10 protein-coding genes and 1 pseudogene are annotated in these 17,743 nt (G+C 71.8%); 6 read left to right on the top strand and 5 right to left on the bottom strand.

Going from position 1 to position 17,743, the window contains the following annotated elements; all coding sequences use genetic code 11:
- The first annotated feature begins 98 nt into the window (after window positions 1-98).
- From OG509_RS14195 to OG509_RS14185, 3 genes are all read left to right on the top strand, one after another.
- Window positions 99-3,995, top strand: coding sequence for an ABC transporter ATP-binding protein (locus tag OG509_RS14195; protein ID WP_406182941.1), 3,897 nt, complete (start codon window positions 99-101; stop codon window positions 3,993-3,995).
- 119 nt (window positions 3,996-4,114) lie between these two features.
- Window positions 4,115-4,516 (top strand): hypothetical protein, encoded by a 402-nt coding sequence (locus OG509_RS14190; RefSeq protein ID WP_406182940.1) that lies wholly within the window; start codon window positions 4,115-4,117, stop codon window positions 4,514-4,516.
- An 84-nt stretch (window positions 4,517-4,600) separates the two neighbouring features.
- The gene (locus OG509_RS14185; protein WP_406182939.1) at window positions 4,601-6,034 is read left to right on the top strand and encodes a S28 family serine protease; all 1,434 of its coding nucleotides are present in this window, start codon (window positions 4,601-4,603) and stop codon (window positions 6,032-6,034) included.
- Between the two features lie 77 nt (window positions 6,035-6,111).
- On the opposite strand, the gene OG509_RS14180 is transcribed toward OG509_RS14185, so the two are convergent.
- Both OG509_RS14180 and OG509_RS14175 read right to left on the bottom strand, forming a co-directional pair.
- The gene (locus tag OG509_RS14180) at window positions 6,112-8,016 is read right to left on the bottom strand and encodes a glycoside hydrolase family 3 protein (RefSeq protein WP_406182938.1); all 1,905 of its coding nucleotides are present in this window, start codon (window positions 8,014-8,016) and stop codon (window positions 6,112-6,114) included.
- 10 nt (window positions 8,017-8,026) lie between these two features.
- Window positions 8,027-8,983: a LysR family transcriptional regulator gene (locus OG509_RS14175; RefSeq protein WP_406182937.1), complete on the bottom strand. Its 957-nt coding sequence runs from the start codon at window positions 8,981-8,983 to the stop codon at window positions 8,027-8,029.
- A 111-nt stretch (window positions 8,984-9,094) separates the two neighbouring features.
- Here OG509_RS14175 and OG509_RS14170 point away from each other — a divergent pair, with 111 nt between their 5' ends.
- Window positions 9,095-10,066: an EamA family transporter gene (locus OG509_RS14170; protein ID WP_406182936.1), complete on the top strand. Its 972-nt coding sequence runs from the start codon at window positions 9,095-9,097 to the stop codon at window positions 10,064-10,066.
- Here OG509_RS14170 and OG509_RS14165 read toward each other — a convergent pair.
- Together OG509_RS14165 and OG509_RS14160 are read right to left on the bottom strand one after the other, a co-directional pair.
- Window positions 10,017-10,514, bottom strand: a pseudogene (locus tag OG509_RS14165) (GNAT family N-acetyltransferase); the annotation flags it as partial. The gene OG509_RS14170 and the pseudogene OG509_RS14165 sit on opposite strands and share 50 nt — an antisense overlap.
- A gap of 57 nt (window positions 10,515-10,571) precedes the next feature.
- Window positions 10,572-11,006, bottom strand: a complete 435-nt coding sequence (locus OG509_RS14160; RefSeq protein ID WP_406182935.1) for a DUF937 domain-containing protein — start codon at window positions 11,004-11,006, stop codon at window positions 10,572-10,574.
- Window positions 11,007-11,313: 307 nt separating this feature from the next.
- Between OG509_RS14160 and OG509_RS14155 the strand changes: the two genes are divergently transcribed.
- Both OG509_RS14155 and OG509_RS14150 read left to right on the top strand, forming a co-directional pair.
- Window positions 11,314-13,560, top strand: a complete 2,247-nt coding sequence (locus tag OG509_RS14155) for an ATP-dependent RecD-like DNA helicase (RefSeq protein WP_406182934.1) — start codon at window positions 11,314-11,316, stop codon at window positions 13,558-13,560.
- A gap of 182 nt (window positions 13,561-13,742) precedes the next feature.
- The gene (locus tag OG509_RS14150; protein ID WP_030229520.1) at window positions 13,743-15,032 is read left to right on the top strand and encodes a citrate synthase; all 1,290 of its coding nucleotides are present in this window, start codon (window positions 13,743-13,745) and stop codon (window positions 15,030-15,032) included.
- 382 nt (window positions 15,033-15,414) lie between these two features.
- Here the strand turns inward: OG509_RS14150 and OG509_RS14145 are convergent, their stop codons facing one another.
- Window positions 15,415-17,712, bottom strand: coding sequence for a heavy metal translocating P-type ATPase (locus tag OG509_RS14145; protein ID WP_406182933.1), 2,298 nt, complete (start codon window positions 17,710-17,712; stop codon window positions 15,415-15,417).
- Window positions 17,713-17,743 lie beyond the last annotated feature (31 nt).

Below are 17,743 nucleotides of genomic sequence, written 5' to 3'. Positions count from 1 at the left end.
TGCGGCGTTCGGGCGGCAGTGCGATTGTTGCCGCGGGATGAAATCCGCCGGTCGGGGCGTTGGGGGAGGCGGCAGGACTGGCGAACGGGGAGGACCACGTGGTGGCGGCAACGACGGCAGCGGGCGAGAAACAGGGCTGGGCCAGGCGGCTCACCGCCTATACCTGGCGGTACCGGACCAACGTGCTGCTCGCCCTCGGGTCCTCACTGGCCGGCATGGCCGTCATGGCACTCGTACCCCTGGTCACCAAGGTCATCATCGATGACGTCATCGGCGACCACTCCAAGCCCATGGGCGTCTGGGCCGGGCTCCTCATAGCCGCCGCCGTCCTCGTGTACGTACTGACCTACATACGCAGGTACTACGGCGGCCGCCTCGCGCTCGACGTCCAGCACGACCTGCGCACCGACATGTACGACACCATCGCCCGCCTCGACGGGCGCCGCCAGGACGAGCTGTCCACCGGCCAGGTCATCGGGCGCGCCACCAGCGACCTCCAGCTGATCCAAGGGCTGCTCTTCATGCTGCCCATGACCATCGGGAACTTCCTCCTCTTCGGGATATCCCTCGGGATCATGCTGGCGCTGTCCCCGCTGCTGACCCTCGTCGCGCTGCTCATGGCCCCCGCCCTGTGGTTCATCGCCAAGCGCAGCCGCAGGAAGCTCTTCCCCGCCACCTGGTGGGCCCAGGGCCAGGCCGCCGCCGTCGCCACCGTCGTCGACGGGGCCGTCACCGGCGTCCGCGTCGTCAAGGGCTTCGGCCAGGAGGAGCAGGAGACCGGCAAGCTGCGCACCGCCGGGCGCCGGCTGTTCGCCGGCCGGATGCGGACCATCCGGCTCAACTCGCGCTACACCCCCGCCCTGCAGGCCGTGCCCGCCCTCGGACAGGTCGCCATGCTGGCCCTCGGCGGCTGGATGGCCACCCAGGGGCACATCACCCTCGGCACCTTCGTCGCCTTCTCCACCTACCTCTCCCAGCTCGTCGGCCCCGTCCGCATGCTCGCCATGGTCCTCACCGTCGGCCAGCAGGCCCGCGCCGGCGTCGAGCGTGTCTTCGAGCTCATCGACACCGAGCCCGTCATCGAAGAGGGCACGCAGGAGCTGCCCGCCGACGCCCCCGCCACCGTCGAGTTCGACGAGGTCGGCTTCGGGTACGACCCCCAGCGCCCCGTTCTGGACGGGTTCTCGCTCTCCATAGCCGAAGGCGAGACCGTCGCCGTCGTCGGGGCCTCCGGCTCCGGCAAGTCCACCGTCTCCCTCCTCCTGCCCCGCTTCTACGACGCCGACCGGGGCACCGTCCGCGTCGGGGGGCACGACGTACGCGAGCTGACGTACGACTCGCTGCGCGCCGCCATCGGACTCGTACCGGAGGACTCGTTCCTCTTCTCCGACACCATCCGCGCCAACATCGCGTACGGGCAGCCGGACGCCACCGACGCGCAGGTCGAGGCCGCCGCCCGCGCCGCCCAGGCCGAATCGTTCATCCAGGCCATGCCCGCCGGGTACGACACCAAGGTCGGCGAGCAGGGGCTCACCCTCTCCGGCGGCCAGCGCCAGCGCATCGCGCTCGCCCGCGCCATCCTCACCGACCCCCGGCTGCTGCTCCTGGACGACGCCACCTCGGCCGTGGACGCCCGCGTCGAGCACGAGATCCACGAGGCGCTGCGCGCCGTCATGGCCGGCCGCACCACCCTGCTCATCGCCCACCGCCGCTCCACGCTCGCGCTGGCCGACCGGATCGCCGTACTCGACCGCGGGCGGCTCTCCGACATCGGTACGCACGAGGAACTGGAGCGCCGCTCGCCCCTCTACCGGCGCCTGCTCACCGACCCGGACGCGCTCGGCGCCGGATCGCCGCGCACCCCCGACGCGCCCGCGATGGCCGAGTTCGAACGGGACATCGAGGGCAGGCTGGAGCGGGACATCGAGCTCGAAGCCGAGATCGACTCCGAGCCGGTCAACGCCAAGCGGCGGGTCGCGGACGGGGTGACCCCCGAGCTCTGGCGCCGCCAGGAGGAACAAGAGGAAGAGGACGCGGAGGCCGCCGCAGGGACCGCGGCCGCGACCGGCGCGCCCGGAACGGGCGTACCCGGCGCCACCGTGGCCGGCGCCGTCGCCGGCATGCTCCCCCTGGCTTCGCCGGGGGGACCCCCAGCCACCCCCGAACTGCTCGCGCAGGTGGCCGCCCTGCCGCCCGCCGACGACGAGCCCGCCGTGGACGAGGACCGCGCGGCGGCCGCCGAGAAGAGCTACAACCTGCGCCGCCTGCTCCAAGGCTTCTGGGCGCCCCTCGCCATCAGCCTCGGCCTCGTCGCCGTCGACGCCGGCTCCGGGCTGCTGCTCCCGATCCTGATCCGGCACGGCATCGACAAGGGCGTCGAGCAGGCCGCCCTCGGCGCCGTCTGGGTGGCCGCCGCCCTCGCGCTCGTCGTCGTCATCGCACAGTGGGCCGCCCAGTTCGCCGAGACCCGGATGACCGGGCGCACCGGCGAGCGCGTCCTGTACGCCCTGCGCGTCAAGATCTTCGCCCAGCTCCAGCGCCTCGGCCTCGACTACTACGAGCGCGAGCTGACCGGCAAGATCATGACCCGGATGACCACCGACGTGGACGCCCTGTCCACCTTCCTGCAGACCGGGCTCGTCACCGCCGTCGTCTCCGTCTTCACCTTCTTCGGCATCCTGATCGCCCTGCTCGTCCTCGACGTCGAGCTCGCGCTGATCGTCTTCGCCACCCTCCCCGTGCTGGTCATCGGCACGATCGTGTTCCGCCGCAAGTCGGTCGCCGCGTACGAGCTCGCCCGCGACCGGGTCAGCCTGGTCAACGCCGACCTCCAGGAGTCCGTCTCCGGGCTGCGCATCGTCCAGGCCTTCCGCCGCCAGCGCGCCGGCGCCGCCCGGTTCGCCGAGCGGAGCGACTCGTACCGCCAGGCCCGGGTGCGCGGCCAGTGGCTGATATCCGTCTACTTCCCCTTCGTGCAGCTGCTGTCCTCCGGGGCCGCGGCCGCCGTTCTGATCGTCGGCGCGGGCCGGGTCGAGGCCGGCACCCTCACCACCGGCGCGCTGGTGGCGTACCTGCTCTACATCGACCTGTTCTTCGCCCCCGTCCAGCAGCTCTCCCAGGTCTTCGACGGCTACCAGCAGGCCACCGTCTCGCTCGGCCGGATCCAGGGTCTGCTGCGCGAGCCCACCAGCACCCCCCGCCCGGCCGACCCGCGCGCGGTCGAGGAGCTGCGCGGCGAGATCGCCTTCGAGGACGTGCGGTTCGCGTACGGCACCGCCGAGGAGCGCGGCGAGAAGGGCGAAGCGCTGGCCGGAATCAGCCTGCGGATACCCGCCGGCCAGACCGTCGCCTTCGTGGGCGAGACCGGCGCCGGCAAGTCCACGCTGGTCAAGCTCGTGGCCCGGTTCTACGACCCGACCTCGGGCCGGGTCACCGCCGACGGCGCCGACCTGCGGGAGCTCGACCTGACGGCGTACCGCCACCGGCTCGGGGTCGTCCCCCAGGAGCCGTACCTCTTCCCGGGGACGGTCCGCGACGCCATCGCCTACGGGCGGCCCGGGGCGAGCGACGCCGAGGTGGAGGCCGCCGCCCGCGCGGTCGGCGCCCACGACATGATCGCCACCCTCGACGGCGGCTACCTGCACACCGTCGCCGAGCGCGGCCGCAACCTCTCGGCCGGCCAGCGCCAGCTGATCGCGCTGGCCCGCGCCGAACTCGTCGACCCGGACGTGCTGCTGCTCGACGAGGCCACCGCCGCACTCGACCTGGCCACCGAGGCCCAGGTCAACCAGGCCACCGACCGGCTCGCCGGCAAGCGCACCACCCTCGTGGTGGCGCACCGGCTGACCACGGCCGCGCGCGCCGACCGCGTCGTGGTCATGGACCGCGGCCAGGTCGTGGAGGACGGCACCCACGCCGAACTCGTCGCCCGCGGCGGCCGCTACGCCGAACTGTGGCGCACCTTCGTGGGCGAGGACGAACGCGCCGCCGCCTGACGCCGCGCCGCCGGCCCGACGCGGCCCGCAGACCCCCCGGATCTTGCTGCAAGCAACCTTCCGGGGGGTCTGCGCGTCGTACGTGCGTACGTGTCACGTACGAACGATCGGGGGACAGGGTGGAGCACGGGCGGAAGGGGCGCGGCCGGGGGGCCGCGTCGGCGAGGGCGTTCGCGGCGGGGCTCATGCTGTGCGCCGGCGGGCTGCTCGCGGCGCCTCCGGCGCACGCGGCGACCGGTGGCTGCGGGGGTGACCTGGTCAGGACGCTGCCGCTGCCGACGGGCGAGGTGCGCGTCTACAAGAGCCGTACGCAGGCCTGCGCGGTGACCGTCGCCCACGACCCGGGTCGGCGCCGGGCGATGGCGGTCAGCATCCAGCCGCGCGGCGGGGTCCCGGTCCGCGACGCCGGGCAATTCACCCGATATGCCGGACCCGTCACCGTCGGTGCGATCAGCCGCTGCGTGTATGTAAAGGGGAGCATCGAAGCCGGATCCGTCGATTCCGGCTGGATCCTGTGCTGATCAAGCGTCCCAACTAGGTCTGGTCAGCGGCGCATTGACCCCGCTAGGTTCACGGGCGACCGAAGTGAACTCAGGGGAGGGTGAATGCGCAAGACGCTCGGCTGGCTGCTGTCGCTCGTGGTGCTGATCGGCACCATGGGCGCAGCCGGCTTCACGGCCCAGGCGGCCACCGCCGCGGGGCCGTCCGCCGCGACGGACATCAAGGACGAGATCCTCGCCATCGCGGGGATGAGTCTGATCGAGGAGAAGGAGTACCCCGGGTACCGCTTCTTCGTACTGAACTACGAGCAGCCGGTCGACCACCGGAACCCGTCGAAGGGCACCTTCAAGCAGCGCCTCACCCTGCTGCACAAGGACGTCTCCCGGCCCACGGTCTTCTACACCTCCGGCTACAACGTCAACACCAGCCCGCGCCGCAGCGAGCCGACGACCATCGTCGACGGCAACCAGGTGTCGCTGGAGTACCGGTTCTTCACGCCCTCCCGGCCCGATCCGGCCAACTGGGCGAACCTGGACATCTGGCAGGCCGCCAGCGACCAGCACCGCATCTACACCGCCCTGAAGAAGGTCTACAAGAAGAATTGGCTGGCCACGGGCGGCAGCAAGGGCGGTATGACGGCGACGTACTTCGAGCGCTACTACCCGCGCGACATGGACGGTGTCGTCGCGTACGTCGCGCCCAACGACGTCGTCAACAAGGAGGACTCGGCGTACGACCGGTTCTTCAACAAGGTCGGCACCAAGGAGTGCCGCGACAAGCTGAACGCGGTGCAGCGCGAGGCGCTCGTACGCCGTGAGCCGCTGGAGGCCAAGTACGCGGCCGCCGCCGCCGAGAACGGCTGGACCTTCACCACCGTCGGCAACCTCGACAAGGCCTACGAGGCCGTCGTGCTCGACTACGTGTGGGCCTTCTGGCAGTACAGCCTGCTGGCCGACTGCGCCTCCGTCCCGGCCGCCGCGACCGCGAGCGACCAGGAGATCTGGGACTCGATCGACACGATCTCCGGCTTCTCGGCCTACGCCGACCAGGGCCTGGAGACGTACACGCCGTACTACTACCAGGCGGGTACGCAGCTCGGTTCGCCCGACATCAAGCAGCCTCACCTCAAGGGGCTGAGCCGCTACGGCTACCAGCCGCCGCGCAACTTCGTGCCCCGTGACATCCCGATGACCTTCCAGCCGGGGGTCATGGCGGACGTCGACAACTGGGTGAAGAACAACGCGAACCAGATGCTGTTCGTGTACGGGCAGAACGACCCGTGGGGTGCTGAACCGTTCCACCTCGGCTACGGGGTGCGCGACAGCTACGTGATGATCGCGCCGGGCGCCAACCACGGGGCCAACGTCGCCAAGCTCCTGGACGGCGAGAAGGCGCTGGCCACGCAGAAGATCCTGCAGTGGGCCGGGGTCGCCCCGGCCGCCGCGCTCGCCGACGCGGGCCGGGCGACGCCGCTGGCGAAGCCCGACGCGGTGCTCGACCAGAAGGACGTGGAGCGCGAGCCGCAGCTGCGGCCGTAGCTCCCCGGTAGGGCCCGAGGGGCCACGGGAGACGTAGTACGGCCAGTACCAGGAGTACTGGCCGTACTGGGTCGTACTCAGTCGTACGACAGCCCGTGGCCCAGCGGGTAGCGGCCCGGCACCGGGACCGGGAGGCGGCCCGAGGGCCGTACCGCCCCGGTGACCACCCGGGCCGCCGCCCGCATCTCCACGTCCGTCCAGGTGTACGTCGCCAGCTCCGCCGCGCAGGCGGGCAGCCGGGCGGGGTCGTACGGATTGCGGATCGCCACCACGACCACCGGTACCCCGGTGGCCAGCAGCTCCGTGACCAGCGTGCGCTGCGGATCCTCCCCCTCGGGGACGTTGTACGTGCACACCAGCACCGCCGCGTTGCCGGGAGCCGCGGCCACCGCCCGGGCGGGCGGTACGGCCGTCGCCCGGCAGCCCAGGGCGGTCAGCTCCCGGGCCAGTACCGCGGTAGGGGGCCCTGTCGTACCGCTGGGGGAGGCGGGGTCGGTCCCGGTGACCAGAACCCGGGGCGCGGCCGTCGGGTCCAGCGGCAGCAGCTTGACGGGATTGGCCAGCAGGGTCGTCGTACCCGCCGCGATCTCGTCCGCGGCCGTCAGATGCACCGGGATCCCCACCAGCGCGTCCGTCCGCCCGGCGGCGGTGTGCGCCGCGTCGAACAGGCCGCGGCGGGCCTTCAGTTCCAGGATCCGCAGCACCGACTCCTCGATCCGGGCCTGCGTCAGCTCGCCCGCCTCGACGGCCGCGACCACGCTGCGGTGGGCCAGGCCCAGGTCCGGCGGGTTCAGCAGCTGGTCGCAGCCCGCCTTCAGAGCCAGTACCGGGACCCGGTCGTCCCCGTACTTCTGGCGTACCCCGGCCATGTCGAGGGCGTCGGTGATCACCACCCCCCGAAAGCCCAGGCGTTCGCGCAGGATGCCGGTCACGATCGGCCTGGAGAGGGTCGCAGGGTCCCCCGAAGGGTCGAGCGCGGGGAAGACGATGTGCGCCGTCATCACGGCGTCCACGCCCGCCTCCACCGCCGCCCGGAACGGGGGCTCGTCCAGCTCCTCCCACTGGGCCCGGCTGTGGCGCATCACCGGCAGCCCGACGTGGCTGTCGGTCTCGGTGTCCCCGTGGCCGGGGAAGTGCTTGGCGGTCGCGGCCACTCCGGCACCCTGGTAGCCGCGGACCTGGGCGGCGACCAGGGCCGCCACGGCCTGCGGGTCGGAGCCGAAGGACCGTACGCCGATCACCGGATTGGCCGGGTTGACGTTCACGTCGGCCACCGGCGCGTAGTCCTGCCGGATGCCCATCGCGGCCAGCTCGGCGCCCGCGATGCGCGCCGCCCGGCGGGCATCGGCGGTGGCCGCGGAATCGGAGCCGTTACCGGTACTACCAGTACTACTACCCGTAGCGTCGGCGCCGTGCCGCGCCCCCAGGGCCATGGCCCCCGGCAGCAGCGTCGCGGGCTTGCCGATGCGCGCCACGGCGCCGTGCTCCTGGTCCGTGGAGAGCAGCAGCGGGATGCCGGAGCCGGTCCCGGCCGCCGCCCGCTGGAGGGCGGCCGACAGCTCGGCGATCTGCTGCGGACCCCGCGTGTTGTGGGCCCAGGAGAAGTAGATGATCCCGCCGAGGTGGTAGCGGGAGACCAGCTCGGCGGCCGTGCGCACCCCGAACAGCTTCACGTTCTGCTCGGCGTCCGCCGGATCCGGATCGGTCGCCGAATGCCCGTACGCGCGGGACACGAAGAGCTGCCCGACCTTCTCCGCCAGGCTCATCCCGGCCACCAGGCGGCGCAGCGCGGCCCGGTCGGGCGCCCGGCCCGGCGGCTGGTCGCCGGGGCGCCCGTCGCCGGAGTGCCCGTCGTCGGGGCGCGGCCCGCCGCCCCCGCCGTCCGGGTCGCCGACCGCGGCGTACGAGGCCACCCCGGCGGCCGTGACGGCGGCGATGGCGGCTGCGGTGAGCAGGGACCTGCGGGACGCGTGGTACGACACGGGCCGGACCCTACTGCCGGGCCGGGCGAAGGCCGCCGCGGACACTCGGGAGGTCCCCCGGAAGGGGTGCCGCGTACGCCCAGTGCTCCTGCAGGGTCCGTACGGCCTCGGTGATCGCCGGCCGGCGGGCCGCCCCCGTCCGCCACACGGCGTACAACCTGCGTACGGGGCCCGGTTCCAGCGGTACGGCCACCGCGCCCGGCGGCAGCGCCCCGGTGCCCAGCCGGGGTACGACGGCCACGCCGAGCCCGGCCGCGACCAGCGCGACGATGGTGTGGTTCTCCTCGGCCACATGCGCGATGTCGGGCTCGAACCCGGCGGTGCGCAGCGTCCGCATCAGCCAGTCGTGGCAGACCCGGCCGGGCGGCTGGCAGACCCAGCGCTGGCCGCCGAGGTCCGTCCGGCGGATGACCGCCCGCTCGGTGAACGGGTGGTCCCGCGGTACCACCAGGTCGCAGCGGTCGTCCCCGATGACCGCCTGCTCGACGCCCTCGGGGGCCGGCAGCGGGGCGATGTCCCAGTCGTGGGCCACCGCCAGATCGGTGACCCCCCGGGCCACCAGGTCCACCGACAGGTGGGGGTCTACCTCGGCGAGGCGTACGTCCAGCGCGGGGTGCCGGCGCGCGAGATCGGCGAGCGCCCCCGGCATGAGCCCGCGCGCCGCCGACGCGAAGGCGGCCACGGTCAGCAGCCCGCTCGGCTGCCCGCGCCGCTCCTCCAGGGTGGTCTCGGCGCGCTCCACGATCGCCAGCAACTCCTGGGCGGTCTCGGCGAGGTGCCGGGCCTCCTCGGTGAGCGCGACCCCGCGCCCGCGCCGCTCCAGCAGCGTGGTCCGGGTCTCCCGCTCCAGCTTGGCGATCTGCTGGGACACGGCGGAGGGGGTGTATCCGAGGGCGGCCGCCGCGCCCGCGACCGAGCCGTGGACGGAGACGGCGTGCAGGGCGCGCAGCCGGGAGAGGTCGAGCATGCGGCCCATCGTAGGCACCCCCGGCGCGCAGGGCACCCGTAAGTGATGCTTCATCCATCCCGGAAGAGATCCGCGCTGGTGCTACATGGTCGCCGCGTCGATGCTCGAAGCATGCGTCCCGTTCACACCGCACTCGCCGTACTCGTCGCCGCCGTCTGGGGCTTCAACTTCGTCGTCATCGAGATCGGACTCGGCCACTTCCCGCCGCTGCTCCTGTCCGCCCTGCGCTTCCTCGTCGCCGCGCTGCCCGCCGTGTTCTTCGTCGGCCGGCCCAAGACCGCCTGGAAGTGGATCATCGCGGTCGGAGTGGCCCTCGGCATCGCCAAGTTCGGCCTCCTCTTCACCGGCATGGCCGCAGGCATGCCGGCCGGACTGTCCTCGCTCGTGCTCCAGGTGCAGTCCGTCTTCACCGCCGTCCTCGCCTCCCTCGTCCTGCGCGAGCGGCCGGGGCGGGTCCGGATGGCCGGCATGGCCGTGGCGCTCGCCGGGATCGCCGTCGCCGCCGTGGACGGGGGCACCTCCGGGCCGGTGCTCGGCTTCACCCTGGTCGTCGCGGCCGCCGCCTGCTGGGGCGTGTCCAACGTGCTGACCCGCAAGGCGTCCCCGCCCGACGCGCTGAACTTCATGGTCTGGGTGTGCACCGTCCCGGTGCTGCCGCTGTTCGCGCTCTCGCTGCTGCTGGAGGGGCCCGAGCGGGACCTGGCCGCTCTGCGCGCCCTGGACTGGTCCGGGGTCGCGGTCATCGGGTACGTCGCCTGGGTGTCCACCGTGTTCGGGTTCGGGGCCTGGAACCACCTGCTGAAGCGGTACCCGGCCTCGTCGGTCGCGCCGTTCTCGCTGCTGGTGCCGGTGTTCGGGATGTCCTCGGCCGCGCTGGTCCTGGGCGAGGGGATCTCGGGGCTGCGGTGGGTGGCGGCGCTGCTGCTGGTCGGCGGGGTGGGCATGACCTCGCTGGCCCCCGCCCGCACGGGCAGCCGTACGACGGCGGAGGCGGGCGGCGTCGCGACGGCGGCGGGCAGCGGCCCGGCGGAGGTCAGTGCGGGGAGTCCTCCTGCAGCGGCAGCCGCCAGTCCTGCCCCGTGAGGGTGACGCCGTACGAGCGGTGCGGGCGCTCGGCGACCAGGGTGAACCCGGCGCGCTCGTAGAGGGAACGCGCCGAGGTCAGTACGTCGTTGGTCCACAGCACCAGCTCGCGGTAGCCGACGGAGCGGGCGAACGCGACGACCGCGTCGACGAGGAGCGACCCGATGCCGTGGCCCCGCCCCTCCGGCTCCACGAGCAGCAGTCTCAGCCGCGCCGTGCCGGGCGAGCCGTCCTCGCGCACGCACATCACCGAGCCGACCGGGCGGCCGTCCAGCTCGGCGATCCAGACCCGCTCCAGATACGGGTCGTGGTCCTCGGCGAAGTCCGCGACGATCCGGGCCACCAGACCCTCGAAGTCGGTGTTCCAGCCGTACTCGGCGGCGTAGAGCGCGCCGTGCCGCTGGACGATCCAGCCCAGCTCCCCGGGCTCGGGTTCCCGCAGCCGTACCGATGCGGCGGAGTTGTCAGCAGGGGGCTCCATGGCGCCCCAGGGTAGCGGGGCGGGCTACTTCTTGACGCTGCCCTTGCCGGCCGCCGCGCGCTTGGCGAAGACCGTCAGCAGCACCGGGATCAGCATCTCGATGACGCGGGCGACGGTGGCCGCGGGGATACCGGTCTTCTTCGACACCGCCGCGGCGACCGGCTTGCTCACCTTCGCGAGTACCCCGGCCATCAGGCCACCGCCGAGCAGCCCGCCGCCGAGCGTGGCCACGCCCTGCAACGGGGGTTCGGAGACCTCGGCGAAGGCCTGGCGGACCTCGTTGCCGTCGTCGTCATCGGCGTCGGCCTTCTCCTGGAGGTCGCCGGTCATGGCGCCGATCGTGGTCGCGACGGTCTCGCGGGCACCCGCCGCGTCGGTACCGAGCAGGCCGGCGATCTCGCTCAGCCGGTCCGGGCCCAGCTCGCCGAGGACGTCGTCCTGGATTGAAGATTCACTCATGCCTGAAACGCTACTTCTGTGGTGATTCACCGGCACTTCGGATCGGCTCCCGGGCCCGCCGAGGTAATGGAAACGTAAAGTTCCGATTCCACGTGCAACCCCGGAGCGGGGGAGCGGGTCGTATGGTGCGTCGGCACTTCCGGGGAGGGATCTGGGGGGATCGGGAAGTCCGACACGGGAGGGGTAACCGTGAGGGGGTCCGGCCGCGAGGCCGGACCCCCTTCTGGGTTGTCGCGGGTCGTTGCCGGATGCCGGGGTTTGTCCACAGGGCTGACGGGCTGTCGGCGCCGGGCGGTAGCTTCGTGCCATGGCAACCAACGGGGCGGTGCAACTGGCAGTGGTCGAGGGGGTGCTCGAGCGCATCACCTACGCCAACGAGGAGAGCGGGTACACGGTCGCCCGCGTCGACACCGGCCGCGGCAGCGGGGACCTGCTCACGGTCGTCGGCTCCCTGCTCGGCGCCCAGCCCGGCGAATCGCTGCGCATGGAGGGCCGCTGGGGATCCCACCCCCAGTACGGCAAGCAGTTCACGGTGGAGAACTACCGCACCGTCCTCCCCGCGACCATCCAGGGCATACGCCGCTACCTCGGCTCCGGCCTGATCAAGGGCATCGGCCCGAAGATCGCCGACCGGATCGTGGAGCACTTCGGCACCGACACCCTCGACGTGATCGAGGAGGAGCCGAAGCGGCTGATCGAGGTGCCGGGACTCGGGCCCAAGCGGACGAAGCTGATCGGTGCCGCCTGGGAGGAGCAGAAGGCGATCAAGGAGGTCATGGTCTTCCTCCAGGGCGTCGGCGTCTCCACCTCCATCGCGGTCCGGATCTACAAGAAGTACGCCGACGCCTCCATCTCGGTGGTCAAGAACCAGCCGTACCGGCTCGCCGCCGACGTGTGGGGCATCGGCTTCCTGACCGCCGACCGGATCGCCCAGGCCGTCGGCATACCGCACGACAGCCCCGAGCGGGTCAAGGCCGGGCTCCAGTACGCCCTGTCCCAGTCCACCGACCAGGGGCACTGCTTCCTGCCCGAGGAGCGGCTCATCGCCGACGGGGTCAAGCTGCTCCAGGTGGACACCGGGCTGGTCATCGAATGCCTGGCCGAGCTCGCCGCCGATCCGGAGGGGGTCGTGCGGGAGGCCGTGCCCGATCCGCAGGGCGGGCCGGACCCGCTGACCGCTGTGTACCTGGTGCCCTTCCACCGGGCCGAGTTGTCGCTGGTCGGGCAGGTACGGCGGCTCCTGAACGCCGAGGACGACCGGATGCCGGGCTTCCAGGACGTGGAGTGGGACAAGGCCTTCGGCTGGCTGGCCGGGCGCACCGGGGCCAAGCTGGCCCCCGAGCAGCGGGACGCCGTCACCCTGGCGCTGACCCGCCGGGTGGCCGTCCTGACCGGCGGGCCGGGCTGCGGGAAGTCCTTCACCGTCCGCTCGATCGTGGAGCTGGCCCGGGCCAAGAAGGCCAAGGTCGTGCTCGCCGCGCCCACCGGCCGGGCCGCGAAACGGCTCTCGGAGCTCACCGGGGCCGAGGCCTCCACCGTGCACCGGCTGCTGGAGCTCAAGCCGGGCGGGGACGCGGCGTACGACCGGGAGCGCCCGCTGGACGCGGACCTGGTCGTCGTCGACGAGGCCTCGATGCTGGACCTGCTGCTGGCGAACAAGCTGGTCAAGGCGGTGGCGCCGGGTGCGCACCTGCTGCTGGTCGGGGATGTGGACCAGCTGCCCTCGGTCGGCGCCGGCGAGGTGCTGCGGGACCTGCTGGCCGAGGGCGGTCCCGTACCGGCGGTCCGGCTGACCCGGATCTTCCGGCAGGCCCAGCAGTCGGGCGTGGTCACCAACGCCCACCGGATCAACACCGGCCTGCCGCCGCTCACCGACGGGCTGCCGGACTTCTTCCTGTTCCCGGAGGAGGACACCGAGGAGGCCGGGCGGCTCGCCGTGGACGTGGCCGCCCGGCGGATTCCGGCCAGGTTCGGGCTGGACCCGCGTCGCGACATCCAGGTGCTCGCGCCCATGCACCGCGGCCCGGCCGGCGCCGGAAACCTCAACGGGCTGCTCCAGCAGGCCATCACGCCGGCCCGGCCGAACCTGCCCGAGAAGCGGTTCGGCGGCCGGGTCTTCCGCGTCGGCGACAAGGTCACCCAGATCCGGAACAACTACGAGAAGGGCGCCAACGGCGTCTTCAACGGCACGGTCGGCGTGGTCACCGACCTCGACGTGGACGAACAGCGGCTGACGGTGCGGACGGAGGAGGACGAGGAGGTCGGCTACGAGTTCGCCGAGCTGGACGAGCTGGCGCACGCGTACGCCGTCACCATCCACCGTTCCCAGGGGAGTGAATATCCGGCCGTGGTGATCCCCGTCACCACCGGGGCTTGGATGATGCTCCAGCGCAACTTGCTCTACACGGCGGTGACCAGGGCGAAGAAACTGGTCGTGCTGGTCGGGTCCCGCAAAGCACTCGGCCAGGCTGTGCGTACCGTTTCCGCAGGCAGGAGGTACACGGCGGTCGCGGCCAGGCTGTCCGGCCGGATACCGGTGGGAAACATCACCTAGATGATCGATCATTTTGGGTTCCCGCGCCGGTGCGGAGGGGGCAGGATGAGCAGGTTGAAGGCACTCAGTGCCGTCAAAAGGACCAAAGGCCGACCCCGAGTGCACTCTCCTGCGCCAAATGGGGGAAGGTAGAGGCAGTCAGGGCACCTCGAAGAAGAGGCACTACGTCGGTGAGGGATGACGTGAGCGACAACTCTGTAGTACTCCGGTACGCGGACGGTGAATACACCTACCCGGTGGTCGAAAGCACTGTCGGTGACCAGGGCTTCGACATCTCGAAGCTGAGGGCCCAGACCGGGCTCGTCACTTTGGACAGCGGCTACGGCAACACCGCCGCCTACAAGTCCGCGATCACCTACCTCGACGGTGAGCAGGGCATCCTGCGCTACCGCGGTTACCCGATCGAGCAGCTGGCCGAGCGTTCGACCTTCATCGAGGTCGCGTACCTGCTGATCAACGGTGAGCTGCCGACCGTCGACCAGCTCGCGTCGTTCCGCAACGAGATCACCCAGCACACGCTGCTGCACGAGGACGTGAAGCGGTTCTACGACGGCTTCCCGCGCGACGCGCACCCGATGGCGATGCTGTCCTCCGTGGTCAGCGCGCTGTCGACGTTCTACCAGGACAGCCACAACCCGTTCGACGAGAAGCAGCGCCACCTCTCGACGATCCGCCTGCTGGCCAAGCTCCCGACGATCGCGGCCTACGCGTACAAGAAGTCGGTCGGCCACCCGGTCGTCTACCCGCGCAACGACCTCGGCTACGTCGAGAACTTCCTGCGCATGACCTTCTCCGTGCCGGCCCAGGAGTACGACCTGGACCCGGTCGTGGTCTCGGCGCTCGACAAGCTGCTGATCCTGCACGCGGACCACGAGCAGAACTGCTCGACCTCCACCGTGCGCCTGGTCGGCTCCTCGCAGGCGAACATGTTCGCCTCGATCTCCGCCGGCATCTCGGCCCTGTGGGGTCCGCTGCACGGTGGCGCCAACCAGTCCGTCCTGGAGATGCTCGAGGGCATCAAGAACGACGGCGGCGACGTCGACGCCTTCATCCGCAAGGTGAAGAACAAGGAAGACGGCGTCCGCCTCATGGGCTTCGGGCACCGCGTCTACAAGAGCTTCGACCCCCGGGCGAAGATCATCAAGGCGGCGGCGCACGACGTCCTCTCGGCGCTCGGCAAGAGCGACGAGCTGCTCGACATCGCGCTCAAGCTGGAAGAGCACGCGCTGGCCGACGAGTACTTCGTCTCGCGCAACCTCTACCCGAACGTGGACTTCTACACCGGCCTGATCTACCGGGCCATGGGCTTCCCGACCGAGATGTTCACCGTGCTCTTCGCGCTCGGCCGCCTCCCCGGCTGGATCGCCCAGTGGCACGAGATGATCAAGGAGCCGGGTTCCCGCATCGGCCGCCCGCGCCAGATCTACACCGGCGAGGTCCTGCGCGACTTCGTTCCGGTCGAGGCCCGCTGACCCGAGGTACCTCGAAGCAAGCGAAAAGCGCCCCGCCGTCGATCCCCCCACGGGTCGACGGTCGGGGCGCTTTCCTTTCCCCGAAACGGATTCCCCCCACGGGATCCGAGCCGGGGCGTCGGCGAGGAGCGCACGCGCGGTGCGCTCCAGTGGGTGTCTGCCGGGACCCGTACGGGTCGGGAGGGCCGCTCAAAGCACCCCGTTGGGCACGTGTCCCGGCCGGCTGATGCCTCGGACGTCCCCCAAGACCCCCGTGAACGTCCCCCAAGACGTTCCTGGCATCGCCCCATTAGACCCACTGCAGTGCCGGATGGTTACGTTGCAATCACTGTGATCTGCGTCTCCCGTGAAGGAAGTGTGCGCAGACTGGGGAGAAGATCCACTAGCGGAAGCTTCGCAAGCGGAGGCTGTTGCTCACCACGAAAACGGAGGAGAACGCCATCGCGGCCCCTGCAATCATCGGGTTGAGCAGGCCTGCGGCCGCCAGCGGCAAGGCCGCCACGTTGTAGCCGAAGGCCCAGAACAGGTTGCCCTTGATGGTGGCCAGGGTCCGGCGGGAGAGCCGGATCGCGTCCGCCGCCACCCGCAGGTCCCCCCGTACGAGGGTCAGGTCGCTCGCCTCGATCGCCGCGTCGGTGCCGGTGCCCATGGCCAGGCCCAGGTCCGCCTGGGCCAGCGCGGCCGCGTCGTTGACCCCGTCGCCCACCATGGCGACCGTACGGCCCTGCGCCTGCAGCCGGCGTACGACGTCCACCTTGTCCTGCGGGAGGACCTCGGCGATCACCTCTTCGATGCCGACCGCACGGGCCACTGTCTCGGCGACCGCCTTGTTGTCACCGGTCAGCAGCACCGGGGTCAGGCCCAGCGCCCGCAGCTGCGACACCGCCTCGGCGCTGGTCTCCTTGACCGCGTCGGCCACGGTCAGGACCCCGCGGGTCGCCCCGTCCCAGGCCACCAGGACCGCGGTGGCGCCCTCGGCCTCGGCGGCCGCCTTGGCGCCTGCGAGGCCGGCGGGCAGGGGGATCGACCAGTCGGCCAGCAGCTGCTCGCGGCCGACCAGGACGGCACGTCCGTCGACGACGCCCTGGACGCCGAGTCCGGCGAGGTTGTCGAAGGACTCCGGCACCGGCAGGGCGCCCGCCGCCTCGGCCGCCCCGGTCGCGACGGCCCGGGCGATCGGGTGCTCGGAAGCGTGCTCCAGCGCGCCCGCGAGCCGGAGCAGTTCGTGCTCGTCCACGCCTTCGGCGGTGTGCACGCCGGTCAGGGTCATCCGGCCGGTGGTGACCGTACCGGTCTTGTCGAGCACGACCGTGTCCACGCGGCGGGTGGACTCCAGCACCTCGGGGCCCTTGATCAGGATGCCGAGCTGCGCGCCCCGCCCCGTACCGACCATCAGCGCGGTCGGCGTGGCCAGGCCCAGGGCGCAGGGGCAGGCGATGATCAGGACGGCCACGGCGGCGGTGAAGGCGGCCGTGGGGTTGTCGGTGATCAGCAGCCAGGTGACCCAGGTGCCGAGCGCCAGTACCAGTACGACCGGTACGAAGACCCCGGAGATCCGGTCGGCGAGGCGCTGCACCTCGGCCTTGCCGTTCTGTGCATCCTCGACGAGCCGGGCCATCCGGGCGAGCTGGGTGTCGGCTCCGATCCGGGTGGCCTCGACGACGAGGCGGCCCGAGGTGTTGACGGTGGCGCCGGTGACGGAGTCGCCCACGCCGGTCTCGACCGGGACGGACTCGCCGGTCAGCATCGAGGCGTCCACGGCGGAGGCGCCCTCGACGACCGTGCCGTCGGTGGCGATCTTCTCGCCGGGGCGGACGACGAACCGGTCGCCGATCGCGAGCTGCGCCACCGGGATCCGTACCTCGGTGCCGCCGCGCAGGACGGCGACGTCCTTCGCGCCGAGCTCCAGCAGGGCCTTGAGGGCGGCGCCGGCCTTCCGCTTGGAGCGGGCCTCCAGGTAGCGGCCGAGCAGGATGAAGCTGACGACGCCGGCGGCGACCTCCAGGTAGATGGCGGAGGAGCCGTCCGTACGGGAGATCGAGAAGTCGAACTCGTGCCGCATGCCCGGCATCCCGGCGTGGCCGAAGAACAGGGCCCACAGCGACCAGGCGAAGGCGGCGAGCGTGCCGACCGAGACCAGGGTGTCCATGGTGGCGGCGCCGTGCCGGGCGTTGGTCCAGGCGGCCCTGTGGAAGGGGAGGGCGCCCCAGACGACCACGGGGGCGGCCAGGGTCAGCGAGAGCCACTGCCAGTTGTCGAACTGGAGGGCCGGGATCATCGACAGCAGGACGACGGGGAGGGCCAGGGTGGCGGAGACCAGCAGCCGCTGGCGCAGCGCGGCCAGTTCGGGGTCGCGGGCGGTCTCGGCTGCGGCTGAGGCGCCGGCCCCGGTCTCGGGGTGCGCGGCCTCCGGTTCCGGTTCCGGCGGCGGGGGCTCCTCGGCGGTGTAGCCGGTCTTGACGACGGTCGCGATCAGGTCGTCGACCTGGACGCCGCCCCCGTAGGAGACGCGGGCCTTCTCGGTGGCGTAGTTCACCGTGGCGGTGACCCCGTCCATCCGGTTCAGCTTCTTCTCGATGCGGGCGGCGCAGGAGGCGCAGGTCATCCCGCCGATGGTCAGCTCTACCTCGGCGGCCTCGGCCGCCGCTATGGGTTCGTCGTGCACTGTGCTGCTGCTCATGTCCGGCTCCAGGGGGAGGGCCGGGTCGTAC

The sequence above is a fragment of the Streptomyces sp. NBC_01006 genome, assembly GCF_045162725.1.
Classification (GTDB): Bacteria; Actinomycetota; Actinomycetes; order Streptomycetales; family Streptomycetaceae; genus Streptomyces.
Note: the sequence above shows the minus strand (reverse complement) of the source record. Positions and strands in the feature narration are given on the sequence as shown.